At 70.5% G+C, this 23,920-nt stretch carries 28 protein-coding genes; 20 read left to right on the forward strand and 8 right to left on the reverse strand.

Annotated features, from left to right (window positions below; all coding sequences use genetic code 11):
* Positions 1 to 14: 14 nt before the first annotated feature.
* Both ABZX12_RS05635 and trxA read left to right on the forward strand, forming a co-directional pair.
* Entirely contained in the window at positions 15 to 377 is a 363-nt protein-coding gene (locus ABZX12_RS05635; protein ID WP_355690139.1) for a MerR family transcriptional regulator, read from the forward strand.
* Positions 374 to 709, forward strand: a complete 336-nt coding sequence (gene trxA, locus ABZX12_RS05640; protein ID WP_355690141.1) for a thioredoxin — start codon at positions 374 to 376, stop codon at positions 707 to 709. The genes ABZX12_RS05635 and trxA overlap by 4 nt, the downstream gene beginning before the upstream one ends.
* Here trxA and ABZX12_RS05645 read toward each other — a convergent pair.
* The 3 genes from ABZX12_RS05645 to ABZX12_RS05655 are packed head-to-tail and all read right to left on the reverse strand — an operon-like array spanning position 692 to position 1,850.
* Positions 692 to 1,096, reverse strand: a complete 405-nt coding sequence (locus ABZX12_RS05645) for an SRPBCC domain-containing protein (protein WP_355690142.1) — start codon at positions 1,094 to 1,096, stop codon at positions 692 to 694. The two genes, trxA and ABZX12_RS05645, sit on opposite strands and share 18 nt — an antisense overlap.
* The gene (locus tag ABZX12_RS05650; RefSeq protein ID WP_355690144.1) at positions 1,096 to 1,455 is read right to left on the reverse strand and encodes a nuclear transport factor 2 family protein; all 360 of its coding nucleotides are present in this window, start codon (positions 1,453 to 1,455) and stop codon (positions 1,096 to 1,098) included. Before ABZX12_RS05650 ends, ABZX12_RS05645 begins: the two co-directional genes overlap by 1 nt.
* Before the next feature lie 38 nt (positions 1,456 to 1,493).
* Positions 1,494 to 1,850 (reverse strand): VOC family protein, encoded by a 357-nt coding sequence (locus tag ABZX12_RS05655; protein WP_355690146.1) that lies wholly within the window; start codon positions 1,848 to 1,850, stop codon positions 1,494 to 1,496.
* Between the two features lie 51 nt (positions 1,851 to 1,901).
* Between ABZX12_RS05655 and ABZX12_RS05660 the strand changes: the two genes are divergently transcribed.
* From ABZX12_RS05660 to ABZX12_RS05690, 7 genes are all read left to right on the forward strand, one after another.
* On the forward strand, positions 1,902 to 2,066 hold the full coding sequence (locus tag ABZX12_RS05660) for a CopG family transcriptional regulator (RefSeq protein WP_355479860.1): 165 nt from the start codon (positions 1,902 to 1,904) through the stop codon (positions 2,064 to 2,066).
* Positions 2,063 to 2,698, forward strand: coding sequence for a VOC family protein (locus tag ABZX12_RS05665; RefSeq protein WP_355690148.1), 636 nt, complete (start codon positions 2,063 to 2,065; stop codon positions 2,696 to 2,698). The genes ABZX12_RS05660 and ABZX12_RS05665 overlap by 4 nt, the downstream gene beginning before the upstream one ends.
* Before the next feature lie 92 nt (positions 2,699 to 2,790).
* Entirely contained in the window at positions 2,791 to 4,032 is a 1,242-nt protein-coding gene (locus tag ABZX12_RS05670) for an MFS transporter (RefSeq protein WP_355690150.1), read from the forward strand.
* Positions 4,033 to 4,081: 49 nt separating this feature from the next.
* Positions 4,082 to 4,906, forward strand: coding sequence for a GNAT family N-acetyltransferase (locus ABZX12_RS05675; protein WP_355690152.1), 825 nt, complete (start codon positions 4,082 to 4,084; stop codon positions 4,904 to 4,906).
* A 10-nt stretch (positions 4,907 to 4,916) separates the two neighbouring features.
* Positions 4,917 to 5,276: a DoxX family protein gene (locus ABZX12_RS05680; protein ID WP_355690154.1), complete on the forward strand. Its 360-nt coding sequence runs from the start codon at positions 4,917 to 4,919 to the stop codon at positions 5,274 to 5,276.
* 88 nt (positions 5,277 to 5,364) lie between these two features.
* Positions 5,365 to 7,128: a proline--tRNA ligase gene (locus tag ABZX12_RS05685; protein WP_355690156.1), complete on the forward strand. Its 1,764-nt coding sequence runs from the start codon at positions 5,365 to 5,367 to the stop codon at positions 7,126 to 7,128.
* Between the two features lie 184 nt (positions 7,129 to 7,312).
* Positions 7,313 to 8,707, forward strand: a complete 1,395-nt coding sequence (locus ABZX12_RS05690) for an FAD-binding oxidoreductase (protein WP_355690158.1) — start codon at positions 7,313 to 7,315, stop codon at positions 8,705 to 8,707.
* On the opposite strand, the gene ABZX12_RS05695 is transcribed toward ABZX12_RS05690, so the two are convergent.
* From ABZX12_RS05695 to ABZX12_RS05705, 3 genes are read right to left on the reverse strand one after another with little or no spacing between them, the layout of a single operon-like run.
* Positions 8,671 to 9,891: a sigma-70 family RNA polymerase sigma factor gene (locus ABZX12_RS05695; RefSeq protein WP_355690160.1), complete on the reverse strand. Its 1,221-nt coding sequence runs from the start codon at positions 9,889 to 9,891 to the stop codon at positions 8,671 to 8,673. The genes ABZX12_RS05690 and ABZX12_RS05695 overlap by 37 nt on opposite strands.
* Positions 9,891 to 10,280: a YciI family protein gene (locus ABZX12_RS05700; protein ID WP_355690162.1), complete on the reverse strand. Its 390-nt coding sequence runs from the start codon at positions 10,278 to 10,280 to the stop codon at positions 9,891 to 9,893. The genes ABZX12_RS05695 and ABZX12_RS05700 overlap by 1 nt, the downstream gene beginning before the upstream one ends.
* Before the next feature lie 24 nt (positions 10,281 to 10,304).
* Entirely contained in the window at positions 10,305 to 11,105 is an 801-nt protein-coding gene (locus ABZX12_RS05705) for a GNAT family N-acetyltransferase (RefSeq protein ID WP_355690164.1), read from the reverse strand.
* A 108-nt stretch (positions 11,106 to 11,213) separates the two neighbouring features.
* Between ABZX12_RS05705 and ABZX12_RS05710 the strand changes: the two genes are divergently transcribed.
* Positions 11,214 to 11,990, forward strand: a complete 777-nt coding sequence (locus tag ABZX12_RS05710; RefSeq protein ID WP_355690166.1) for a TSUP family transporter — start codon at positions 11,214 to 11,216, stop codon at positions 11,988 to 11,990.
* On the opposite strand, the gene ABZX12_RS05715 is transcribed toward ABZX12_RS05710, so the two are convergent.
* Positions 11,969 to 12,481, reverse strand: coding sequence for a GAF domain-containing protein (locus ABZX12_RS05715; RefSeq protein ID WP_355690168.1), 513 nt, complete (start codon positions 12,479 to 12,481; stop codon positions 11,969 to 11,971). The two genes, ABZX12_RS05710 and ABZX12_RS05715, sit on opposite strands and share 22 nt — an antisense overlap.
* Positions 12,482 to 12,581: 100 nt before the next feature.
* Here ABZX12_RS05715 and ABZX12_RS05720 point away from each other — a divergent pair, with 100 nt between their 5' ends.
* Positions 12,582 to 13,097 (forward strand): hypothetical protein, encoded by a 516-nt coding sequence (locus ABZX12_RS05720; protein ID WP_355690170.1) that lies wholly within the window; start codon positions 12,582 to 12,584, stop codon positions 13,095 to 13,097.
* Between the two features lie 9 nt (positions 13,098 to 13,106).
* Positions 13,107 to 13,865, forward strand: a complete 759-nt coding sequence (locus ABZX12_RS05725) for a class I SAM-dependent methyltransferase (RefSeq protein WP_355690172.1) — start codon at positions 13,107 to 13,109, stop codon at positions 13,863 to 13,865.
* Here the strand turns inward: ABZX12_RS05725 and ABZX12_RS05730 are convergent.
* Complete coding sequence (locus tag ABZX12_RS05730) at positions 13,849 to 14,973, reverse strand: cytochrome P450 (protein ID WP_355690174.1); 1,125 nt, start codon at positions 14,971 to 14,973, stop codon at positions 13,849 to 13,851. The genes ABZX12_RS05725 and ABZX12_RS05730 overlap by 17 nt on opposite strands.
* Positions 14,974 to 15,095: 122 nt before the next feature.
* Here ABZX12_RS05730 and priA point away from each other — a divergent pair, with 122 nt between their 5' ends.
* The 8 genes from priA to ABZX12_RS05770 are packed head-to-tail and all read left to right on the forward strand — an operon-like array spanning position 15,096 to position 23,859.
* A complete protein-coding gene (gene priA / locus ABZX12_RS05735) occupies positions 15,096 to 15,869 on the forward strand; it encodes a bifunctional 1-(5-phosphoribosyl)-5-((5-phosphoribosylamino)methylideneamino)imidazole-4-carboxamide isomerase/phosphoribosylanthranilate isomerase PriA (protein ID WP_355690176.1) in 774 nt (257 codons plus the stop codon).
* Positions 15,866 to 18,157 carry an HAD-IB family hydrolase gene (locus ABZX12_RS05740; RefSeq protein WP_355690178.1) on the forward strand — a complete coding sequence of 764 codons (2,292 nt, stop codon included), beginning with the start codon at positions 15,866 to 15,868 and terminating at the stop codon, positions 18,155 to 18,157. The genes priA and ABZX12_RS05740 overlap by 4 nt, the downstream gene beginning before the upstream one ends.
* On the forward strand, positions 18,154 to 19,353 hold the full coding sequence (locus tag ABZX12_RS05745; protein ID WP_355690180.1) for a zinc-binding dehydrogenase: 1,200 nt from the start codon (positions 18,154 to 18,156) through the stop codon (positions 19,351 to 19,353). Before ABZX12_RS05740 ends, ABZX12_RS05745 begins: the two co-directional genes overlap by 4 nt.
* Positions 19,354 to 19,395: 42 nt before the next feature.
* Complete coding sequence (locus ABZX12_RS05750; protein ID WP_355690182.1) at positions 19,396 to 20,976, forward strand: lactate racemase domain-containing protein; 1,581 nt, start codon at positions 19,396 to 19,398, stop codon at positions 20,974 to 20,976.
* Positions 20,976 to 21,908, forward strand: coding sequence for a lysophospholipid acyltransferase family protein (locus ABZX12_RS05755; RefSeq protein ID WP_355690184.1), 933 nt, complete (start codon positions 20,976 to 20,978; stop codon positions 21,906 to 21,908). Before ABZX12_RS05750 ends, ABZX12_RS05755 begins: the two co-directional genes overlap by 1 nt.
* The gene (locus ABZX12_RS05760) at positions 21,908 to 22,495 is read left to right on the forward strand and encodes a hypothetical protein (protein ID WP_355690186.1); all 588 of its coding nucleotides are present in this window, start codon (positions 21,908 to 21,910) and stop codon (positions 22,493 to 22,495) included. Before ABZX12_RS05755 ends, ABZX12_RS05760 begins: the two co-directional genes overlap by 1 nt.
* A gap of 46 nt (positions 22,496 to 22,541) precedes the next feature.
* Entirely contained in the window at positions 22,542 to 23,303 is a 762-nt protein-coding gene (gene hisF, locus ABZX12_RS05765) for an imidazole glycerol phosphate synthase subunit HisF (RefSeq protein WP_355690188.1), read from the forward strand.
* Between the two features lies 1 nt (position 23,304).
* Positions 23,305 to 23,859 carry a MarR family transcriptional regulator gene (locus ABZX12_RS05770; RefSeq protein WP_355690190.1) on the forward strand — a complete coding sequence of 185 codons (555 nt, stop codon included), beginning with the start codon at positions 23,305 to 23,307 and terminating at the stop codon, positions 23,857 to 23,859.
* The last annotated feature ends 61 nt before the right edge of the window (positions 23,860 to 23,920 follow it).

Here is a 23,920-nt window from a genome sequence, read left to right on the forward strand (position 1 = left end):
GTGAAGGAGGCGGGATGCGGATCAGCGATCTGGCGGCCGAGGCCGGTGTGACGGTCAAGGCGGTTCGGTACTACGAGGCGCAGGGCCTGCTCAAGCCGCGGCGGGAGGCCAACGGGTACCGGTCGTACGACGCGGACGACGTGGTCGTGGTGCGCGAGGTGAAGGCGTTGCTGAGCCTCGGGCTGACCGCGGAGCAGACGTACCCGTTCATCGAGTGCCTGCGGGCCGGCAACGCCCGCGCGGACGTGTGCCCGGCGTCGCTGACGGCGTACCGGACGCGGATCGCGGAGGTGGACCGGCGGATCGCCGAGCTGACCGATCTGCGGTCCCGGCTGACCGACCTCCTGACCGACGCCGAGAACTGGAGAACCCCATGAGCGACCTGCGCAGTGTTGACGAAGCCACCTTCGACGAGGAGGTGCTGCGGTCCGAGAAGCCTGTGCTGGTGGACTTCTGGGCGCAGTGGTGCCCGCCCTGCCACCAGATCGCCCCGGTCCTCGCCCAGATCGGCGCCGAACGCAACGATCAGCTGACCGTGGTGAAACTGAACTCCGACGAGAACCCAGCGATCTCCGCCCGCTACCGGGTGATGGCGCTGCCGACCCTGATCCTGTTCCACCGCGGCGAGATGATCTGGTCCGTCGTCGGCGCCCGCCCCAAGCACAAGCTCCTCAAAGAACTCGACGACGCCCTACTGACCGCGGTCTAGCGTCTCCGCGATCAGGTCCATCACCTGCGACCAGTGAGTCCGCTGGCGTTCGCGTTCCGCTGCTGACGCCAGCCGCTCCTGGTGAAACCGCAGTACGGTCCGTCCGCCCGAGCTCGACACCGCGACCTGCACGGTGCTGTCGTGCGACCAGTCCACCGGCTGCCACGTCAACCGCACGCGGTTGTTCGCGCGCAGACTGCGCACCACCCCGACGGTCCCGTCGTCGGTCTCGTACGACGCTCCGTCCTCGAGCAGAGCTCCGGCGCCGAGCCAAACCGCAACACCCTCGGGGCTGACGACGGCGTCCCAGACGTCATCGAGGGGACACGGGAACGTTCTGGAGACACCGACGTTCCAGCCGGCGTCCTTGGTCAGGCCGGTCGGCATCAGAGCGCCGTCTGCTGGTGGAAGGCGACGCGCCAGTCGCCGTGGACGTCGGTCCAGACCGTGCTCGCGTACGACGGCAGGTGCACCTCGTTGCCGTCGACCAGGGCCGTGACGTCGACGCGGTAGGTGACGATCGCGGTGTGGTCGTCGACCGCGATCACCTGCTCGTCGCTGCGGTCGGTCTCCACGAACGGGTTGTGGTTGGTCCGGATCTCCGGCACCGCGGTCGCCTTGTCGATGATGCCGAACTTGGTCACCGCCACCGCGTCGTCCAGCAGGTACTTCTCGTAGAACTCCCCGTCGCCTTCCCGGTTCGCCTTCCACAGCAGGTCTTCGAGCTCCAGCAGCTTCTCTCTCATGTCATCCATGCTGCCGAACGCTTAGGACACCTGCGGTCCTAGCTCGAGTAGATCTCGACAAGAATTCCGTGAGGCCCGCGGACGTACGCCGAGGTGCCCCAATCGGTCTCGGTCGGTTCGAGGACGACGGTGCCGCCGTGGCGGCGGATCTCTTCGATGTCGGCCCGGACGTCGTCGCTGGTGAAGTGCAGCAGGGTGCCTCCGTGCGGAGTGAAGTCGGTCATCGCGCCGGTGTGCAGGGCGATGGTCGTCGCGCCGGCCTTCACCTCGGCGTAGCCCTCGGCGGCGTCGCCGGAGATCTCCAGGCCGAGCACGGCCGAGAAGAACTCGGCGATCTCCTGGTTCTTGTCGCGACTGTCGGTCAGCAGGCCCACGTGGTCGAAGCGAAGTGTCATCGTCGGCTCCTCGATTGACTGGTAGGTATCTAGGATGCTAGCAATATAGCCATGGCGGATGATGCAGGCAAGAAGGTGCAGTTCAACGTGTATCTGCCGCCGGAGCTGGTGCGGCGGGTGAAGCACAAGGCGATCGACGACGCGGCGAGTCTGTCCGCGCTCGTCGAGCAGGCGCTGTCGGAGTACCTCGACAACCATGGGGAGGCCCGGGGATGAACACCACGGTGATCCGGCCGCTGCGGTTCACGACGGACGTGCAGGGGATGCGGGCGTTCCTGGAGACGCTGGGGCTGCGGGCGCGGATCGAGTCCGAACGCGGCGGCTGGGTCGACATGCTGGCCGGTCGCGGGATGGTCGCGCTGCACGACGCGGCGTCGAGTTCGACGGGCGGGCTGCCCGGGCAGACGAGGCTGTCGTTCGAGGCCGACGATCTCGGCGAGTTGAAGGACCGCCTGGAGCAGGTCGGGTTCGTCGACGCGACGGTGTTCGACGAGGCGTACGGGCGGGTGCTGTCGGTCAGCGGTCCGGAAGGCGTGGTGATCTGGGTCGACGAGCGCAACGACGACCTGTACGGCTACAAGCTGCACACCACGAGACCCGACGAGCGCTGGTCGGTCACGCCGTACCTGACCGGGGCGGACGAGGCGCCGTGGCTGCGCTTCCTCGACGCGCTCCGGGTGCCGCGGGCCGCCCGGTTCGGACCGTCCGGCGGGGAGTTCGACGTACGGCTCGATTTCGTGACGACCGAGGACCTGGACGACGTACACGCGCGGGTCGGCGGTTCGCGCACCGAGGACGGGCTGGAGATCGTCGACCCGGACGGTCGGCTCGTGGTGGTTCACGGATGATCGCGGTACGCCGGGCCGACCGCGAAGTCAAGGACGAACTGCTGTGGATGAGCCTTGACCTCGACCGCACCTGACGTTGCAAGATTCCCGGCATGACTCGGCTGCGGGACGACCCGGACTTTCGGCGGTACTGGTCGGCGCGGGCGTTGTCGACGACCGGGTCGATGGTGACGGCGATCGCGCTGCCGGTGCTGGTGTACCGGCTGAGCGGCTCGACGGTTCTGACCGCGGTGGTGACCGCGCTGGAGTCGGCGCCGTACCTGCTGACCGGTCTGTTCGCCGGTGCGCTGGCCGATCGCTGGAACCGGCGGCGCGTGATGGTCACCGCGGACACGGTGAATGCGGCGCTGGTGGGGTCGGTTCCGCTGGCGCATCTGCTCGGTGTGCTCACCGTCGTCCAGGTCCTGATCGTCGCGTTCGCGGTCCAGGCCGTGCACACGTTCTTCGACGGCGCGAACTTCGGCGCGCTCCCCGTGCTCGTCGGCCGGGCCCGGGTCGCCCAGGCGAACTCCGCGGTCTGGACCGCCTCCAGCCTGATCGAGTTGCTGGTGCCCCCGCTGACCGGTCTGCTGCTCGCCGTCCTCGATCCGGCCAGCCTGCTGACGCTGGACGCGCTCAGTTTCGCGGCGTCCGCGTTCGCGGTCCGCGGGATCGTCCGGGCGCTGTCCGAGTCCCGTGACGGGCGTCCGCCGTTGCGGCCGCGGGTCGTCCTGAACGACATCGGCGACGGTCTGCGCTACCTGGTCCGGCACGCCGGCGTTCGCACGATGACGATCGTCGGCAGCGTCCAGTCCTTCGCCGGTGGCGGGTTCATGGCCCTGATCGTGGTCTGGTGCGACCGCGTCCTGCACATCGGTACGTCGGGACTTCGCTTCGGTCTGGTCTGGGGTACGTGGGGGATCGGCGGCCTGATCGCCGCGCTCAGCCTCCCGAAGTTGCTCAAGCGGATGTCACCCGCCGCGATCACCCTGTACGCGCTGCCGGTGTCGGCGCTGCTGGGCGTGCTGTCGCCGTTGTCGCCGCACTGGATCGTGGCCGCGCTGGCGTTGCTCGTCTGGGGTTCGGCGTACGTGCTGGTGATCGTGAACGCGGTGTCGTACCGCCAGCAGGTGACGCCGGAGAACCTGCTCGGCCGGGTCAACACCGCGGGCCGGATGCTCTCCTGGGGCGTCGGGTGGACGCTCGGCTCGGTCGTCGGCGGGCTGCTCGGCACCGAGTTCGGGGCGCGCACCGGGATGGTGCTGATGGGGCTGTTCGGCTGCGTCGGCGTCGTCTTCGCCTGGACGTCGCCGCTGCGCAGGATCGCCGCCGAGCACGAGCCGCAGGTGGCCTGACCCGGCCCCGTTGCATACGAACGCGGGGCTGATCCGCTAGGTTCTGCGCGTGGGAGTACGGGTTCTCGGTCCTCGTGACCTCGCGGCGGCGCGCGCGGTCATCGCCCGTGATCCGGTGGTGAACGTGTTCGTCGACAGTCTCGTGCAGGCGTCCGGGCTCGACCCGCGGCGCGGTGCGGAGGTCTGGGGGTACGTCGAGAAGGGCGCGCTCGAGGCACTGTGCCACGCCGGCGGGAACATGGTGCCGGTCGGCGCGGATGACGCCGCGTTGCGGGCGTTCGCGGCGTACGCGCTGCGGCGCGGCCGCAACTGCTTCCAGATCCTCGGGCAGGCGCGCTCGGTCGAGCAGCTGTGGACAATCCTCGAGCCGCACTGGGGGCCGGCCCGGGAGGTGCGCGACGACCAGCCGTTCATGGTCATCGACGGGCCGCCGGCGATCGCGCCGGACCCGCTGGTGCGCGCGGTGGAGCCGGTCGAGCTGCCGATCCTGTACCCGGCGTGCGTGGCGATGTACACCGAGGAGGTCGGCGTCCCGCCGCAGACCGGGCCGGACGGGACGTTCTACCGCTCACGGGTCGCGGAGCTGATCCGCGCCGGGCGGGCGTTCGCGCGGATCGAGAACGGCCGGGTCGTGTTCAAGGCCGAGGTCGGCTCGGTCGGGACCGGGGTGTGCCAGATCCAGGGCGTCTGGGTGGACCCGGAGTACCGCGGCCGCGGCCTCGCCGCGCCCGGCATGGCCGCAGTGGTCGAGCTGGCCCGGCAGATCGCGCCGGTCGTCACGCTCTACGTCAACGCGTTCAACCGGCCGGCGCGGGCGGCGTACGAGCGGGTCGGGTTCCGCACCATCGAAACCTTCGCCACCATCCTGTTCTAAGCTCCGACGCATGCCATCGCGAAGCACCAAGGGTCTGGCCGCGCTGTTCGGCGTGCTCGGGACGTTGCATTTCGTGAAACCCGGGCCGTTCGAGCAGATCGTGCCGAAGGTGCTGCCGCGGAAGAAGGAGCTCGTGTACGCGTCCGGGGCGGCGGAGCTGGCCTGTGCGGCCGGGCTGTTGCACCCGCGGACCCGTCGACTGGCCGGGCTGGCGAGCGCGGGGCTGCTGGTCGCGGTGTTCCCCGCGAACGTCCAGATGGCCGCCGACCTGCGGACGAAGGGGTCCCCGACCGCTCAGGCGATCGCCTGGGCGCGGCTGCCGCTGCAGCTGCCGCTGATCCGGTGGGCGCTGAAGGCTGCCCGCGAGTGACCTGTGGATAACGTGGTGAGAGCATCACCACCGGACCGATATTCTTCCTGATGTCCTGTACTCGACTTTTGCACGCTTGGAGACTCCCGTGATTTTGCGTATGTCGTCGTTGTTCCTCCGCACCCTTCGCGAGGACCCGGCGGACGCGGAGGTCCCGAGCCACAAGCTGCTCGTCCGCGCCGGATACATCCGCCGCGCCGCGCCCGGCATCTACACCTGGCTGCCGCTCGGCCTGCGGGTGCTGCGCAACGTCGAGCGGATCGTCCGCGAGGAGATGGACGCGATCGGCGCGCAGGAGCTGGTCTTCCCGGCGCTGCTGCCCCGCGAGCCCTACGAGGCCACCGGCCGCTGGACGGAGTACGGGCCGAACATCTTCCGGCTGAAGGACCGCAAGGGCGCCGACATGCTGCTCGGCCCGACGCACGAGGAGATGTTCACGCTGGTCGTGAAGGACCTCTACTCGTCGTACAAGGACCTGCCGCTGTCGATCTACCAGATCCAGAACAAGTACCGCGACGAGGCGCGGCCGCGGGCCGGCGTGCTCCGCGGGCGCGAGTTCGTGATGAAGGACTCGTACTCGTTCGACGTCGACGACGACGGCCTCGCCGCGTCGTACGAGAAGCACCGGGACGCCTACATCAAGATCTTCGACCGGCTCGGCTTCGACTACGTGATCGTGCAGGCGATGTCCGGCGCGATGGGCGGCTCGCGGTCCGAGGAGTTCCTGGCGATCGCGGAGAACGGCGAGGACACCTTCGTCCGCTCCCCGGGCGGGTATGCCGCCAACGTCGAGGCCGTCGTGGTGCCGCAGGCGGCCCCGGTCGACGCGTCCGGCGTGCCGGCCGCCGAGGTCGTGGACACGCCCGACACCCCCACGATCGACACCCTCGTCGACGCGCTGAACGCCAAGCACGCGCGCATCGACGGCCGCGAGTGGACCGCCGCGGACACCCTGAAGAACGTGCTCGTCATGCTGGTGCACCCGGACGGCAGCCGCGAGCCGCTCGCGATCGGCGTCCCGGGCGACCGGGCGATCGACGAGAAGCGGCTCGGCGCGCAGATGGAGCCGGCCGAGGTCGTCGCCTTCGACGAGGCGGACTTCGAGAAGTACCCGTCACTCGCGAAGGGGTACATCGGCCCCGGTGTGCTCGGCAAGGAGAACGCCTCGGGCATCCGCTACCTGCTCGACCCGCGGATCGCCGAAGGGTCGGCCTGGGTCACCGGCGCGGACAAGTCCGGCTTCCACGTCGTCAACCTGGTGCACGGCCGGGACTTCACTGCGGACGGGACGATCCAGGCCGCCGAGGTCCGCGACGGGGACCAGGCGCCGGACGGCTCGGGCGAGCTGGAGACCGCGCGCGGGATCGAGATGGGCCACATCTTCCAGCTCGGCCGCAAGTACGCCGACGCCCTCGACCTCAAGGTCCTCGACCAGAACGGCAAGCTCGTCACGGTCACCATGGGGTCGTACGGCGTGGGTGTCACCCGCGCGGTCGCCGCGATCGCCGAGGGCAACCACGACGAGCTCGGTCTGGTCTGGCCGCGGGAGATCGCGCCGGCCGACGTCCACCTGGTTGCCACCGGCAAGGACAGCGAGGTCTTCGCCAGGGCCGCGGAGATCGCCGCCGAGCTGGAGGCCCGCGGGCTGAGCGTCATCTACGACGACCGCGAGAAGGTCTCGCCGGGCGTGAAGTTCAAGGACGCCGAGCTGATCGGCGTCCCGACCATCGCGGTCGTCGGCAAGGGTCTGGCCGACGGCACGATCGAGGTCAAGGACCGCCGCTCCGGCGACCGCGCCGACATCCCGGTCGCGGACGTCGTCGATCACCTGGTCGCCACAGTCCGCGGCTGATTCGCAACCTGAGACCGGCAGTTGTAGCTGGGGACCTGATATCTCAGGTCCCCAGCTGCCGTTTCCGGTCTCCGGTGACGGCAAACTCGGCGAGATTTCTTGGCGAGGGATGTCGAGGTTCGCCGGTTGGCTCCGATCCCGGGGTGTGGCGCCTGAGGGGGCGTCCGGGAGTCAGGAGTTGACGATGACGGAATCTGTAATGGCCCAGGGCGGGCTCGGCGAGCTGCGTGCGGCGGTCCGGGGGGAGGTGCTCGTGGACGGGGACGCGGGATACCCGGACGCCGGGCGCGTGGTGATGGCCGCGGGGCGGCCGCGGGTGATCGTGCGCTGCACCGGGGCGGGTGACGTGGTCGCGGCGCTGAAGTACGCCGAGACGCACGACCTGCCGATCGCGGTCCGCAGCGGCGGGCACCACGCGGCCGGGTTCGGCACCAACGACGGTGGTGTCGTGATCGACGTCCGGCCGATGGACGAGGTCCGGCTGCTGCCGGACAACGTCGTACGGATCGGCACCGGCGGCACGTGGGGCGGGGTGGCCGAGCGGCTCGGCAAGGCCGGACTGGCGATCTCGTCCGGCGACACGGCCAGTGTCGGGGTGGGCGGGCTGATGGCCGGCGGCGGTATCGGGTGGATGGTCCGCAAGCACGGGCTGGCGATCGACAACGTGGTTGCGGCCGAGGTGGTCACCGCCGACGGCTCGGTCCGCCGGGTGGACGCCGCGCGCGAACCGGAGCTGTTCTGGGGACTGCGCGGCGCGGCGGGAAGTCTCGGCGTCGTGACGTCGTACGACATCACCGCCACATCGCAGCCCACGGTGCACTTCGGTGCGTTGCTGTACCCGTGGACGCAGGCGGCGCAGGTCCTGCAGGGCTGGGCGGAGTACATGACGACCGCGCCCGAGGACCTGACGGCGTCGCTGCAGCTGGCGCCGACGATGATGGCCGACGGGCAGGTGCCGGTCGCGATCATGGTGTGTGTGGCCGGCGAGCCCGCCGCGCGCGACGCGATCCTGGAGCCGCTGCGCAACCTCGGCTCGTTGCTCACCGACAAGGTGGCCGAAGTGCCGTACGCCGAGGTGTTCAGCGCCATGGAGATGCCCGCGGACTGGCGGCCCCGGATCCGCAACGGCTTCTTCGGGACGGTGCCGGCCGAGCTGGGGGAGCGGCTGCTCGAGGCCCGCGGGCGGATCCCCGGGATGGCGATCGAGATCCGGGCGCTGGGCGGCGCCTTCGCCGCGATGCCGGCGGACGCGACCGCGTTCGCGCACCGCGACGCCCGGTTCCTGGTGAACTCGGTGGTGGTCGGATCGCCGGAGCAGCAGGGCTCGCAGCCCGAGGAGTTCGACGCGCTGTGGAAGACGCTGGAGCCTCAAGGCGCCTACGTGAACTTCCTGTCGAACCCGACGGACGCCGACCTCGACCTCTGCTACCCGCAGGACCACCGCGCCCGGCTCGCCGCGCTCAAGCAGGCGGTGGATCCGGGCCACGTGTTCCGCAGCGAGCTGAGCGTCCCGCCGCGTCCCGAATGGACCGGCGGCCGCCGTCACCTGATCAGGTGGGCGATGCGGTCGCGCAGATAGTTCTGCTCGGCCCTGTTCCGGGTCCGCTCCAGCGCCGCGAGGTAGTTGGAGCGGGCCAGGTCCGGGCGGCCGGCGAGTTCGTGCAGATGGGCGAGGACGGACAGCCGGCGGTGGTGGTCGCCGAGGTACCGGTCGGCGGCCAGCTCTTCGACGATCGCGATGCCGGCGTCCGGGCCTTCGGTCATCGCGACGGCCACGGCTGACCCGAGCCGCACCATCGGGCTCGGGTCGACCTTCTCGAGGACGCGGTAGAGGCCGGCGATCTGCGCCCAGTCGGTCGTCTCGACCGAGTCGGCCTCGCTGTGCACGGCCGCGATCGCCGCCTCCAGCTGGTACGGGCCGACGGCGCCGGTGCGCAGCGTCTCCTCGACGAGTCGCGTGCCTTCGGCGATCTCGTCGGCGTACCAGCGGGAGCGGTCCTGGCGGTCGGCCGGGACGAGGTCGCCGCCGGGCCCGGTCCGCGCGTCGCGGCGCGCATGCGTGAGGATCATCAGCGCCAGCAGGCCCGCCACCTCGCCCGGACCGCCGACGGCCTGGTGCAGCAGACGTGTGATCCGGAGCGCTTCCCCGGCGAGATCCACACGCTGCAACGAGTCGCCGGCACTGGCGGTATGGCCTTCGTTGAAGATCAGGTAGAGAACCTGCAGTACGGCGCGGAGCCGCTCGTCGTACTCGTCGGCGGTCGGCAGCTCGAAGCGGGCGCCCGCGATCGTCTTCTTGGCCCGGCTGATCCGCTGCGCCACCGTCGTCTCGCTGACCAGCAGCGCGGCCGCCACCTCGGCCGTCGTGAGACCGCCGACCGAGCGCAGCGTGAGCGCGATCTGCGAGGCCGGGGTGAGCGCCGGATGACAGCACAGCACGAGCAACCGCACGGTGTCGTCGGAGTCCTCGTGGTAGTCGTCCGGGTCCGGATCCGCGGCCCGGAGGAAGTCGTTGAGTTCGCGCCGCCTGCGGGCGTTGTCCCGCCGCCAGCCGTCCATCATCCGCCGTGTGGCGACGCTGATCAGCCAGCCGACGGGCTGCTCCGGTACGCCGTTCGCGCGCCACTGCACGAACGCTTCGAGCAGCCCCTCCTGCACCGCGTCCTCGCACTGGTCGAACACGCCGTACCGCCGGACCAACGTCGCCAGCGCCCGCGGGGCCGCGGCGCGGATCGCCGCCTCCAGCTCGGGCGCCGACGTCATCACAGCTGATCGAGCTCCACGAGGAAGTCGTCCTGGTCCATCCGGATCTCACGGAGCTCGACGCGCCGGAACTGCGCCAGCGGGATCATCGCGGCAAGCTCCAGTGCTCGCTCCTGCGAGGCGCAGTTCACCACCAGCGCGCCGGCCAGGAACTCCTTCGTCTCCAGCAGCGGGCGGTCCGAGATCACCGGCGTACCGGCGACCAGCTGGACGTCCTTGGTCTGGGCCGGCTCGTTGAGCGCGAGCACGGACACCAGTTCGCCGCTGTTCAGCAGCTCGCGCGTGAGCGTGGCGACCTGCTCCCGTCCGCCGGCCAGCTCGGTCAACTGGTCTTCGGTCAGTCCCTCGAGTGCCTCGAGGTTGTTGTGAACCAGCAGTAGGAACTTCACCCCGCCATTGTCCCGGACGAGGTGTCAGGACCGAACCCAGACGGTCCAGCGCACGACGCGCAGATACCCGAGGCGCTGGTAGACCGGCTGCCCGTCGTCGGACGCGATCAGGCAGGCGGGTTGATCGGCGTACCCCGTGGTCGCCGCCCATGTGATGGCCGCGCCGGCACCGCGGCCGCGCGCGGCCGGCATCACTGCGACGTTCTCGACGACGGTGACCCCGGCGGCACTGTGCGCCGTCGCGGTCGCCAGCGGTACGTCGCCGTCGTACCCCACCCAGACCGCCGACCCTTCGAGGAACGACGGTGCGTAGACCACCCCCGCCCGGAACGGCTGGAGTTCAGGCAGCGGGTATCCCTCGACGAGCACCCGTTCGGCGTCGGCCAGACCGGCCGCATCCGTCACCCGCCGTACGTCGAGGTTGGTCGTCGGTGGAGCGGTCGTCGTCTCTGGCAGCCGGAGCATCAACGGCGGATGTCCGGCCAGGCCCAGGCCGGACGCGCGCAGGTCGCCGGTCGGCCAGGCGCTGACAAACAGGTACGGCGCGGCGCCGGGCAACTCCCGGGCGGCTTCGGCGACGATCCCGGCCGGATCGACCGGCTGCTTCGGCACGACCCAGTTCGTCAGCGCGCTCCGCTCACCGAGGATCGCGCCGGCCCAGGTGTCGCCGTCGTACCACGGTTTGCCGGCCCTCCGGGCGGCGTCGACGGCCCAGGACGCGTGCGCCAGCACGGCCTGCCGCATCAGTGAGTCGGCCGGGGCGAGGTCCGGCTCCCAGCCGGTGGCGAGGGCTTCGCCGTCCGGCGGGAGGATCGAGGACGCCATGCGCACCACTGTCGCAGCACGGACGTGGTTTGTCTCTCACTCGCCGGCGTAAGGGTTGAGCGGTACTACGCCCTTACCGGATCATCGACGCCGTGAGGACGTGCTGCTGTGCCTGATGTGTCGTTGCTGACGTTGGTGTTCCTGGTGATCGCGGCCTTCGCGGCCGGCTGGATCGACGCGGTGGTCGGGGGCGGCGGGCTGCTGCAGTTGCCCGCGATGCTGCTCGGGCTGCCTCATGCGTCCCCGGCGCAGATCCTGTCGACCAACAAGATCTCGTCGCTGTGCGGTACGACGACCAGCGCGGTCACGTTCGGCGTCAAGGTGCGCCCGGACCGTAAGACCGTGCTGCCGCTGGCGATCCTCGCCGGGCTCGGCGCCGCGGCCGGCGCGCTGGTGGCGACCAGGATCCCGATGTCGTGGTTCAAGCCGATCGTCCTGGTGCTGCTCGTGCTGGTCGCGATCTACACCGCGATGAAGCCGTCGCTCGGGGCCCGCACCGCGTTGCGGTTCGACGGCCGCGACCACTACCTCGCGGCGAGTGGTGTCGGCGTGCTGATCGGCTTCTACGACGGTGCGGTCGGACCGGGCACCGGTTCGTTCCTGATCTTCGCGCTGGTCGGCCTGCTCGGGTACAACTTCCTGCAGGCCAGTGCGAAGGCGAAGATCGCCAACGTGGCCACGAACCTGGGCGCGATCGCCGTGTTCGCCCTGAGCGGCGCACCGCTGTGGAGGCTCGGTCTGATCATGGGGGCCGCCAACATGTGCGGCGGTCTGCTCGGCGCCCGGACCGCGGTCGCCCGCGGCAGCCGGTTCGTCCGGGCGGTCTTCCTGGTCGTCGTCTCGGCCCTGATCCTGCGGCTGGCCTACGACGTGTTCTTCGCCTGACCCGAGTGCCGGCTGAAGGTGGGGGCCCAGGGCGCGTCGTCGAGGCCGACCCGGCGGATGGCGTCCGCGGTCTGGACGGCCAGGTCCTCGAGGGACGCGATCTCGTCCGGAGCGGCCCGATAGCGGCGGGACCAGTACGCGCCGATGGCCGCGACCGGCGTCGGTGAGCCGACCGGGACCATCAGCAGGCTGCGGACGAACGTCGGCAAGTAGGCCTCGATCGGGATCCTGCTGTCGACGGAGATGTCCGGGACCACCGCGGTCTCGTCGTGCAGCATCGCCCAGCCGCTGATACAGGAGGTGATCGGGAAGCGCTGTCCCTTCCACAGCGGCGCGATCGCGTCCTCGTCGGCGTAGAAGCAGCGGTCGGCCTCGCGCAGGACGAACGTCCCCCCCTGCGCGCCCGTGCGGCGGCGCGCCTCCTTGCGGACGATCTCACCGATCCCGTCGAGGCTCGCTGCCAGCTCCAGCGCTGCCAATCCCTCCGCCATTCCGCCATTGTGCACCCGGCCGGCCCCTGCCGATGTCAAAACCGGCAATTGAGACCGCGTACCGGCCGCCGGGACCCATGGCGCCACCTAGGGTCGCGCCATGGACACGGAAGTGTTGTTCGAGGGGAAGATGAATCTGACCTTCGGCCAGATCCATCTGATGAGTGGGGACACGGACCGGCCGGACTTCGACGACTCGCGGCGAGGCCAGGCGAACGGCATCTGCGGCGCCGCCGAGCCTGGGCGGCTGCTGCTCGCGACCGGCCTGCACACCGGATACGTGCTGCTGCGGATCGAGCACTCCGGGCAAGAACCGGCGGTGGACGACGCCTGGGAGGACATCGTCGAGGTGTCGTTCCTGCCCGCGGCCCCGGACGTCCTGGTGCACGGGCTGGACGGCTCCGCGTCCGCGGAGTTCCGCCTGCCGATCCGGAGTTACCGCGTGCGCTACAGCGCGATCGGGATGGACGAGGGCAACCGGGTCAACGTGGTCGGCGACGGCGAGCCCGTCGTGGATCGGTACCTGCTGCAATTCTGGCCGGCCGGCGCCGCGGCGGACGCCGTACGCAAGCAGACCAGCACCGTGGCGAAACAGTGGCACCAGGACTGGCGCTAGGGTCGCCCCATGGTCGACTACAACGGTCGGTTGGGCAGGGTGTACGCCGCGGGCCGTGCGATGCCGCCGGCCGAGATACGGCGGTGGACCGGGGCCTTCGCCCAGCACGTGCCGCCGGTGCGGCCGCTGGACGTCCTCGATCTCGGCAGCGGGGTCGGCCGGCTGACTCCGGGCCTGGCCGAGGAGTTCCAGGGACAGGTGTTCGGCGTGGAGCCGTCGGACCGGATGCGCGAGGTGGCCGAGCAGGCGCCGCATCCGGGTGTGACCTACCTGCGGGGCAGCGCGGAGGACATTCCGTTGCCTGAGGCATCGGTCGACGTGGTGCTGATGTTCTTGTCGTTCCATCACTTCACGGATCAGCTGCAGGGGCTGCGCGAGGTCCGCCGGGTGCTGCGGCCCGGGGGAGCGGCGCTGCTGCGCACCCAGTTCACGGATCTGATGCCGGACCTGTTCTGGTACGAGTACTTCCCGTCCGCGCGGGCGGTCGATGCCGCGATGTACCGGTCGCTGGCCGACACGAAGGCGCTGGCGATCGAGGCCGGGCTGGTGCCGGCCGACGAGGTCGTACGGCTTCAGGGCGAGACGCACAGGACGTTGCGGGAGCGCTACGAGCGGCTGAGTCTGCGGGCCCTGTCGACGTTCGAGCATCTGCCCGCGGACGAGGTCGATGCCGGGTTCGCCAGGTTCGCCGAGGACGCGGAGCGGGACCCGGACCGGCAGATGCCGCGGTACGACGCGACGATGCTGGTCCTCACCCGTCCCAGGTGACGCGCAGTGCCGACGGTTTGCGGAACACGAGACCGTGCGGTGCGGGTGAGTCCGGCGCCAGGCGGAGGCCGGGAAGGCGCAGGACGGCCTCGACCGCGGTCAGGGTTTCCAGGCGGGTGAGGTGCATGCCGAGGCAGATGTGCGGCCCGCTGGCGAAGGCCAGGTGGCGGCGCGCGTTCGGCCGGCGGACGTCGAACTCGTCGGGTGCCTCGAACATCTCAGGGTCACGGCCGGCTCCTGCCAGCGACACCGTGACCATGTCGCCGCGGCGGATCGTGGCGCCGGCGAGGGCGACGTCGCGGGTCGCGTAGCGGTCGACGACGGCGGCCGCGGGCTCCAGGCGCAGCGACTCCTCCATCGCGTTGGGGAGCAGCGACGGGTCCGCGAGGACCAGGTCGAGTTGGTCGCGGTGCGTGAGCAGATGCCACAGGGCGTTGGTGATCATGCCCTCGGTGGTCTCGATGCCGCCGAACATCAGCACCGCGGCGTTCGCGACCACCTCGTCGATGCCCAGCCCGGCGTGCGCCGCCGCGGCCAGCAGCGAGTCCGAGGAGTCGATGCCGGAGGCAACATGCTTGTGCAGCTCGGCGAACGCCGCGGCGCCGTCCGCGGTGGCCGGACGCCCGGCCGAGATGCCGGACACCGAGGACGAGATCGCCGTGTACCAGTCGAGCACGGTAGACGCCGACGCCGGCGGCAGCCCGAGCGACAGCGCCACGACTGCGACGGACAACGGCCCCGCGAGCGAAGTCCGCAGATCAGCGGACCGCCGCCCGCCGGCCTGGAGGGCAGTCATCAGTTCGTCGACCGTCTGCTGCACCGGCTCGGTGAAGCGGCGACGGGTTTCGGCCAGGCCGAAGGGGGACTCGAACGGGTCGCGGTGGGACTTGTGGCGGCTGCCGTCGAGGGACAGCATCGACGGGCCGACGACCTGGGCGGTCGAGAACCGCGGATCGTCGACGGTGAACGTCTCCGGGTCGCGCAGCACCTGCAGCGCGAGCGCGCGGCCGGTGACGAACCAGGCGTTCAGCGACTCGATCCACCCGATCGGCCGGATGCGCGCGAGGGCGGGATGCGGATCGGTTTCGAGCTCTTCGACGGTCGGCACGGCAGCAAGCCTAGGTGTAATACCATTGCCTCAACTGGTATCGCTGAGACAGATCGATTTCAAACGACTCAGGAGGCCTCCGGGTTACGAATCCGGAACTCTCGCCCTCTAGGGTGTGGCCCATGTCAGTGTTGGATTCTTCCCCCGCCCCACCGCCCCGGTCAGGGAACCTGGTGCTCCTGCCTGCCGTCGATGTGGCGGACGGGCAGGCGGTCCGGCTGGTGCAGGGCGAGGCCGGCAGCGAGACGTCGTACGGCGATCCGCTGGCGGCGGCGATGGCGTGGCAGGAGGCCGGGGCGGAGTGGATCCACCTGGTCGACCTGGACGCGGCGTTCGGCCGCGGCAGCAACCGGGAGCTGCTCGCCGACGTGACCGGCAAGCTCGACGTACAGGTCGAGCTGTCCGGAGGCATCCGCGACGACGACTCGCTCGAGGCCGCACTCGCGACCGGTGCCCGCCGGGTAAACATCGGCACCGCCGCGCTCGAGGACCCGCAGTGGTGCGACCGGATCATCCAGCAGTACGGCGACCGGGTCGCGATCGGCCTGGACGTCCGTGGCCGCACCCTGGCCGCCCGCGGCTGGACCAAGGAAGGCGGCGACCTGTACGAGGTGCTCGCCCGGCTGGAGACGGCCGGCTGCGAGCGCTACGTGGTCACCGACGTCACCAAGGACGGCATGCTCCAGGGCCCGAACCTGGACCTCTACCGCGACCTGTGCGCGCGCACCGACAAGCCGATCGTCGCGTCCGGCGGCGTCTCCAGCCTCGACGACCTGCAGGCCCTCGCCACGCTCGTACCCGAGGGCGTCGAGGGCGTCATCGTCGGCAAGGCGCTGTACGCCGGCGCGTTCACCCTGACCGAGGCACTCGAGCTCACGCGTGGAGGCGACAAGTGAGTCTGGCCGACAAGCTCAAGGACAAGAAGGTCCTGGTCACCGGCGTCACCGGCTTCGTCGGTGAGGCGCTGCTGCACCGGATCATCGGCGAGCTCCCCGGCACCACGATCGCCGCGATCATCCGGCCGAAGGGCTCGATGACCGGCGGCGACCGGATGGCGCAGCTGCTCCGGAAGGACATCTTCAAGCCGTTCTACGGCGAGGGCACGCCGTACGCCGACGCCGAGGCGCTGTCCGCGGCTCGGATCCACGTTATCGACGGCGACCTGGCCGACGTGCCCGAGCTGCCCAAGGATCTCGACATCGTCGTGCACTGCGCCGGTGACGTGAGCTTCGACCCGCCGATCCACGAGGCGTTCACGACCAACGTGCTCGGCACCAAGAGCCTGCTGGAGCGGATCGTCGAGACCGGCCGCCCGGTGCACTACGTGCACATCTCCACGGCGTACACGGCCGGCCGCCGGCGCGGCGCGATCCCGGAGGCGCCGGTCGACCACTTCGTCGACTGGCGGACCGAGGCCGAGGCCGGGATGGCGATGAAGGCCCGGGTCGAGGAGCAGTCCCGGTCCGCGCCGATGCTGGCGAAGTTCCGCAAGGAGGCCGAGAAGCTGCACCGCCGCGCCGGTCACCTGACCGCCGCGGCCGACACCGAGCGCCGCCGGACCGAGTGGGTCGCGAAGCGGCTCGTCGAGACCGGCACCGAGCGCGCCCGCAGCCTCGGCTGGACCGACTGCTACACGTTCACCAAGGCGCTCGGCGAGCGCGTGGTGGAGGAGTTCGCGAGCACGCTGCCGACGTCGATCGTCCGGCCGGCCATCATCGAGTCCGCGGTGCAGAGCCCGCACCCGGGCTGGATCGAGGGCTTCAAGATGGCCGAGCCGCTGATCCTGGCCTACGGCCGCGGTGAGCTGCCCGAGTTCCCGGCCTCGCCGGACTCGGTGATCGAGATCATTCCGGTCGACCACGTGGTCGGCGCGATCTGCGCGGTGATGGCGACCGAGCCCGAGCTGAGCAAGCCGGAGTACTACCACATCGGCTCCGGCGCCCGGAACCCGCTGACCTTCGAGCAGCTGTACGCCGGTGTCCGGGAGTACTTCTCCAAGCACCCGTTCGACCTCGGCGAGCGCGGCGCGGTCCGGCTGCCGGTGTGGAAGTTCCCCGGCGGCGACTCGGTCGAGAGCATGCTGCGGTACGGCGAACGCGCGCACAAGATCGCCGACGCGGTCATCACCCGGGTGCCGCGCGGCGAGCGCACCCGCAAGTACGCCCGCGAGCTCGACGTCCAGAAGCGCCGCCTCGACTTCCTGCGCCGCTACATGGACCTGTACTCGGAGTACGCGCAGGCCGAGCTGCAGTTCATCGACGACAACGTGCTCGCGCTGCACAACGCGCTCGAAGGCGACGACAAGGAGAAGTTCGCCTGCGACACCGCGGTCGTCGACTGGCAGTACTACCTGCAGGAACTGCACTGCCCGAGCGTCACCGAGTCGATGCGCCGGCTGGACGTCGTCCGCAAGAAGCGGAACAAGGCGCTCGCCGAGTCCGCGGGCGTGCTGAAGAAGGTCGAGCCGAACCAGGAGTCCAAGGTGATCGCCGCGTTCGACATGGACGGCACGCTGCTGTCCTCGAACGTGATCGAGACCTATCTGTGGATGCGGCTGCCCGAGCTCGACGGTCCGCAGCGCGCCGGCGAGATCGGCGCGATGCTGCGCAAGCTGCCCAAGCTGATCGCCGCCGAGCGCAAGGACCGCGGCACGTTCCTGCGCACGATCTACCGCCGGTACGCCGGTGCGGATCTGGAGGAGCTGAACCAGATCGTCGACGAGATCCTCGCCGAGCACGTGCTCGAGCGGCTCAGCGGCGCCGCCGTCCGCCGGATCCGCGAGCACCGCGCCGCCGGGCACAAGACGATCCTGATCACCGGCGCCGTCCGGCCGCTGACCCGGCCGCTGGAGCCGTTGTTCGACGAGATCGTCGCCGCGGAGCTGGCCGTCGACGACCGCGGCCGCTGCACCGGCTTCCTGTCCGGCCCGCCGCTGGTCGGTGAGTCCCGCGCCGCCTGGATCAAGCACCACGCGCGGCAGACCAACATCGACCTGTCCAAGTCGTACGCCTACGCCGACAGCCACTCGGACCTGCCGATGCTGTCGGTGGTCGGCAACCCGGTCGCGGTTTCGCCGGACGTGTCGCTGTTCCGGGCTGCCCGGGCCGCGCGCTGGCAGATCGTCGACTGGAAGACCTCGTCCACGCCGTCCCGTCTGGAGCTCCCTGGGGTGAACGCCCGATGATGCTGGCCCTCGAGATGTACCGGTCGCCGGCCAAGTATCTGGCGGCCAAGGCGGTCGGTGGCCGGATCCCCGGCATCCTGACCGGACCGGCCGCACCGCTGCGCCTCGTCACCATCGACGAGCCGAAGGCCGAGCGGGCGGGCTGGGCGCGGATCCGGCCGATCCTGTCCGGGATCTGCGGCTCGGACCTCGGCATGGTCACCGGCGCCACCAAGCTGTACTTCTCCGCGGTCGTGTCGATGCCGTTCGTCCCTGGTCACGAGGTGGTCGGCGAATTGCTCGACGACTGCGATGACCTGCCGAAGGGCACGCGCGTCGTGATGGACAGTGTCCTCACCTGCGCTGCCCGCGGCGTCGAGCCGTGCGAGGGCTGCGCGTCCGGCAACACCAACCGATGCGACCGGATCACGGTCGGCCATGTGGCGCCGGGCCTGCAGACCGGGTTCTGCCGGGACACCGGCGGCGGCTGGGGCAACGTGATGGTCGCGCACCGCAGCCAGCTGTACGCCGTACCGGACGAGATGTCCGACGAGCGCGCCGTCCTGGTCGAGCCGCTGGCGGGCGCGGTGCATGCCGCACTGCGGGCCAAGGTCCAGCCGGGCCAGTCGGTGCTGGTCAGCGGCGCCGGCGCGGTCGGGCTGTTCGCGACGCTCGCCCTGCGCGAGCTGACCCAGGCCGGACGGATCACCGTCGTCGCCAAGCACGCGCGGCAGCGGGAGCTGGCGCGTGCGTTCGGCGCCAGCGACGTGGTGGCGCCCGACGAGGTGTTCCGCGGCGTACGGCGCTCGACCGGCGCGTTCCGGCTGAAGCAGGACTTCAGCGGCGGCGAGTTCCTGCTCGGCGGTGTCGACGTCGCCGTCGACGCGGTCGGCAGCAAGGCCTCGATCGACACCGTCCTGCGGGTCACCAAGGCCGGCGGGCGGGTCGTCCTGTCCGGGATGCCGGACAGCGGCGCCGACCTGTCGCCGGTGTGGTTCCGCGAGCTCGAGGTCACCGGCACCTACGCTTCCGCGCGCGACGAACCGAACGGCCGCCCGGCGTTCGAGACCGCGCTGGACCTGGCCGGTCGCGCCCCGCTGGACGGGATCGTCGGGGCCCGCTATCCGCTCTACCGCTGGCGTGAGGCGCTCGACCACGCGCACTCCGCCGGCCGACTGGGAACAGTCAAGGTCGCATTCGATGTGAGGGCCTCATGAGGGCCGTGACAGTGCAGTACGTACGACGAGAGAGGTTCTGACATGTCTCGGCCAGGTTTCGTGCTTGAGGTGGACGACCGCACGCCGCCGCTGCTCGTGCACAACGGTGAGGGCTTCCTGCTGGAGCGCTTCCCGCAGGGCACCCGGGTGGTGTACCCGCCGGAGGCCCTGCCCGCGGTCCGCGACGTCGACGAGGCGATCCAGAACGCGCTGCTGAACCCGATCGAGTCCGAGCCGCTGCCGGAGCTGCTGCGCCCGGGCATGCGGCTGACGATCGCGTTCGACGACATCTCGCTGCCGCTGCCCCCGATGAAGAAGCCGGACATCCGGCAACGGGTCATCGAGGCCGTGCTGGAGCTCGCCGCGCAGGCCGGTGTCGACGACGTCGAGCTGATCTCGGCGAACGCGCTGCACCGCCGGCTGACGCCGAACGAGCTGCGCGAGATCGTCGGCGAGCGGGTGTTCCGCTCGTTCTTCCCCGACGGCAAGCTCTACAACTTCGACGCCGAGGATCGCGACAACCTCACCCACCTGGGTCAGACCCGGCACGGTGAGGACGTGGAGATCTCCAAGCGGGCGGCCGAGTCGGACCTGCTCGTCTACGTGAACGTGAACCTGGTGGCGATGGACGGCGGGCACAAGTCCACGTCGATCGGCCTGGCGTCGTACAAGTCGCTGAGGCACCACCACAACAGCCACACGATGATCCACTCGCGGTCGTTCATGGACCACAAGGCGTCGAAGATGCACCACTCCGCCTGGCGGATGGGCGAGATCCTGACGCAGCACGTCAAGGTGTTCCAGATCGAGACCACGCTGAACAACGACATCTTCGGCGGCCCGCTGGAGTTCCTGCAGAAGCGCGAGTGGGAGTGGTCGATCAAGGACCAGGCCTCGATGCTCGGCACCAAGCGCGCGCTCGCGGCCGCGCCGTCGAAGCTCCGGCACAAGATCTTCACCGACGTCCGCTCGAACTACGGCCTCACCGGGATCAACGCCGGCGCGATCGAGCCGGTGCACGAGAAGACCATCGAGGCCGTGCACCGCCAGCACCTGGTCGAGGTGCAGGGCCAGTCCGACGTCGCGATCATGGGCGTGCCGTTCGTCGGTCCGTACAACGTGAACTCGGTGATGAACCCGATCCTGGCCGCCTGCATGGGCCTCGGGTACTACTTCAACTCGTACCGGGGCAACCCGGTCGTCCGCAAGGACGGCGCGGTCATCCTGTACCACCCGGTCGACTACGAGTTCAGCCAGTTGCACCACCCGTCGTACGTCGACTTCTTCGAGGAAGTGCTTGCCGAGAGCACCGACCCGGCGACGATCGAGGCGAAGTTCGAGAAGCAGTACGCCGAGGACCCGTGGTACATCCACCTGTACCGGACGTCGTACGCGTACCACGGCGTGCACCCGTTCTACATGTGGTACTGGATCTCGCACGCCCTGGACCACTGCGGCGACATCGTCTGGGTCGGCGCGAACCGCAAGACCGTCGAGCGGATGGGCTTCCGGTCCGCGTCGACGCTGCAGGACGCGCTCGAGATGGTCAGCCACTCGGTCGGCCGGTCGCCGTCGATCACGTACCTGCACAACCCGCCGCACCTGCTCGCGGACGTGCGCTGATGGGTACCAGCCTGGTGAAGTTCGGCCGGGACACCGCGCGGGACGTGAAGCAGGTCGCGCGCGGGTGGCGGTGGGGCCGGCGGCCGCAGGTGCCGCGCTCGGCCGAGCCGTACGTGATCCCCAAGGAGACCTCGGTCTTCCCGACCAAGTGGGCCCGGACGCCGGCCGCGATCGCGGTCCGCGACCTGATCCAGAAGGGCCCGCTGAACGCGGTGCTGAACTTCGAGGTCAGCCCGCAGGTGAGCGGCCTCGACTCGCTGCTCAAGCTCGACGGCCCGGCGATCATCGTCGCGAACCACTCCTCGCACCTCGACACCCCGTTGCTGCTGCTGTCGCTGCCCGACGCGATGCGCCGCCGGACGGCGTTCGCGGCCGCGGCCGACTACTTCTTCGACACCTGGTGGCGGGCCGCCGGGTCGGCGATCGTGTTCAACACGTTCCCGATCGAGCGCCGCGGCGGCAAGATGAGCGCCACGCCCGGCGACCTGCTCGCCGACGGCTGGAACGTCGTCGTGTTCCCGGAGGGCACCCGCTCGCCGGACGGCTGGGTGCAGCGGTTCCGGATGGGCGCGGCGTACCTGGCCGTCGAGCACGACGTGCCGATCATCCCGGTCGGCATCAAGGGTTCGTTCGCCGCGATGCCGCGCGGCCGTGGCTGGCCGGTCCCCGGCCGCCCGGCGGTCCACGTCCGGTACGGCGACCCGCTGCGTCCGCTCCAGGGCGAGAGCGCCCGCGATTTCGCGCCCCGGATCGCCGCCGCGGTGTCGGCCCTGCTCGACGAGGAATCGACCACCTGGTACGAGTCCCGCCGGCGCGCCGCCATCGGCGCCTCCCCGTCGCAGACGGGCCCCGACGCCGCGCACTGGCGCCGCGTCTGGGAGTCCACCCGGCCGATGCGGTCGACCGACAACCGCCGGCGCGCCTGGAAGTGATGACTGTCGAGGTCCGGCCGCGCTTCGGCGCGGCCGGACGCCCGTTCTGGATCCTCGCGGCCTGCTACCTGGTCCTGCCGGCCGTGCTGTGCGCGTCGCTCGCGACCTGGGCCCTCAGTTGGGCAGCCGCTGTCGCGCTGTTCGTCGTGCTGGTCTGCGGGCTGACCTTGCTGTTCTGGCTCGCCATTCGTGGCGCCCGGATCCGGGTCAGCGCGGACGCGGTCGGCTACCGGTTCACCGCGTGGGCGCCGATGAAGGTACTGCCGCGTGCGCAGGTGGTTCGGGTGCTCACGATCGGCCGGGTGAAGGGATCCCTGCCGATGGGTCTGCTGGTCGTGCTCGCCGCGGACGGTACCCGCATCGGGGCGGCCCGGTGGTTGTGGACGGACGCCGACTTCCGGACGGTGACCTCCGCGATCGGGCTTCCGGTGGAGCATCGCCCGACCGTCGGTTCGCTCGAGTTGGTGCGTGAACTCGGCGTCGATCCGGCGTTCAAGCGCAACCCCGCGCACGTCCTCATGCTGCTCGGCGCCGCCGCGGTCGGCGTCCTGATCGCCTGGCCGATCGTCCGCGCGCTGCTGCTCTGAGACAGCTTCACCTGGCCGAGACCTGCGGCTCGGTACGCTTGGCCGCGTGAGTCTTGCTGTGCGGGTCATTCCCTGTCTCGACGTCGACGCCGGCCGGGTGGTCAAGGGCGTCAACTTCGCCGATCTGCGCGACGCCGGGGATCCGGTCGAGATGGCGCAGGTGTACGACGCGGAGGGCGCCGACGAGCTCACCTTCCTCGACATCACCGCGTCGTCGGGATCGCGCGAGACGACGTACGACGTGGTCCGGCGGACCGCCGAGCAGGTGTTCATCCCGCTGACCGTCGGCGGCGGCGTGCGCGAGGCGACCGACGTGGACCGGCTGCTGCGGGCCGGCGCGGACAAGGTCGGCATCAACACCGGCGCGATCGCGCGCCCCGACGTGATCCGCGAGATCGCCCACCGCTTCGGCAACCAGGTCCTCGTGCTGTCCCTCGACGTACGGCGGTCCGCGGACCAGCCGAGCGGCTTCGAGGTCACCACGCACGGCGGCCGGAGATCGGCCGGCCTGGACGCGATCGAGTGGGCGCAGCGCGGCTGCGAACTGGGCGCCGGCGAGATCCTGCTCAACTCGATGGACGCCGACGGGACGAAACAGGGCTTCGACCTGGAGCTGATCAAGGCGGTCCGCGCGGTCGTCGACGTCCCGCTGATCGCCAGCGGCGGAGCCGGCGCCCCGGAGCACTTCCCACCAGCAGTGCAGGCCGGTGCCGACGCCGTCCTCGCCGCCAGCGTCTTCCACTTCGGCGACTTCCGCATCGCCGACGTCAAGAAGGCCCTCCGCGACGCCGGAATCGTGGTCCGCTGAAATGCAGGGCGAACAGGCACCGGGCGCGCAGGCGCTGGGCGAGCGGACGTCGGACAGGCCGACTGAGAAGGCGCCGGGGGAGCAGGTGCCGGGGGAGTCGGCGGAGGGGGAGCGGTCGGAGGTGTTGGTTGCTGCGATCGAGCTGGCGTTGTCCGCGTTGTTCCGCCGGTCGCGCTCCGCGTCGCTCCGGCTGGCGCGCCGCGTGCATCCTGAGATGGACGCCGCCGGGTACGCCCTGATCTCGCAGATCGAGCTCGGCACCGGCAGCGGAGCCGGCGTCCGCGCGTCCGACGTCGCGCAGGTCCTCGGCCTCGACAAGTCGACCGTCAGCCGCGGCATCACCCAGCTCGAGAACCTCGGCCTGATCGAACGCGTCGGCGACCCGGACGACGGCCGCGCCCGCCTGCTCCGCCTCACCGCCACCGGCGCCGAGCGCTACGAAGCCATGCGCACCCAACGCCAAACCGAGTTCCGCGCCATCCTCGACCGCTGGAACCCCACCGACCTGGCCGACCTGGGCCGCCTCCTGACCCGCCTCAACACCGACCTCGGCTGACCCAGCCCATCGCGCGCACCCCGGCGCGCGTGCTTGCGCCCGGCGCAGACGGACAGCTCGA

It is taken from the genome of Kribbella sp. NPDC003505, assembly GCF_040610875.1.
Taxonomy (GTDB): Bacteria; Actinomycetota; Actinomycetes; order Propionibacteriales; family Kribbellaceae; genus Kribbella.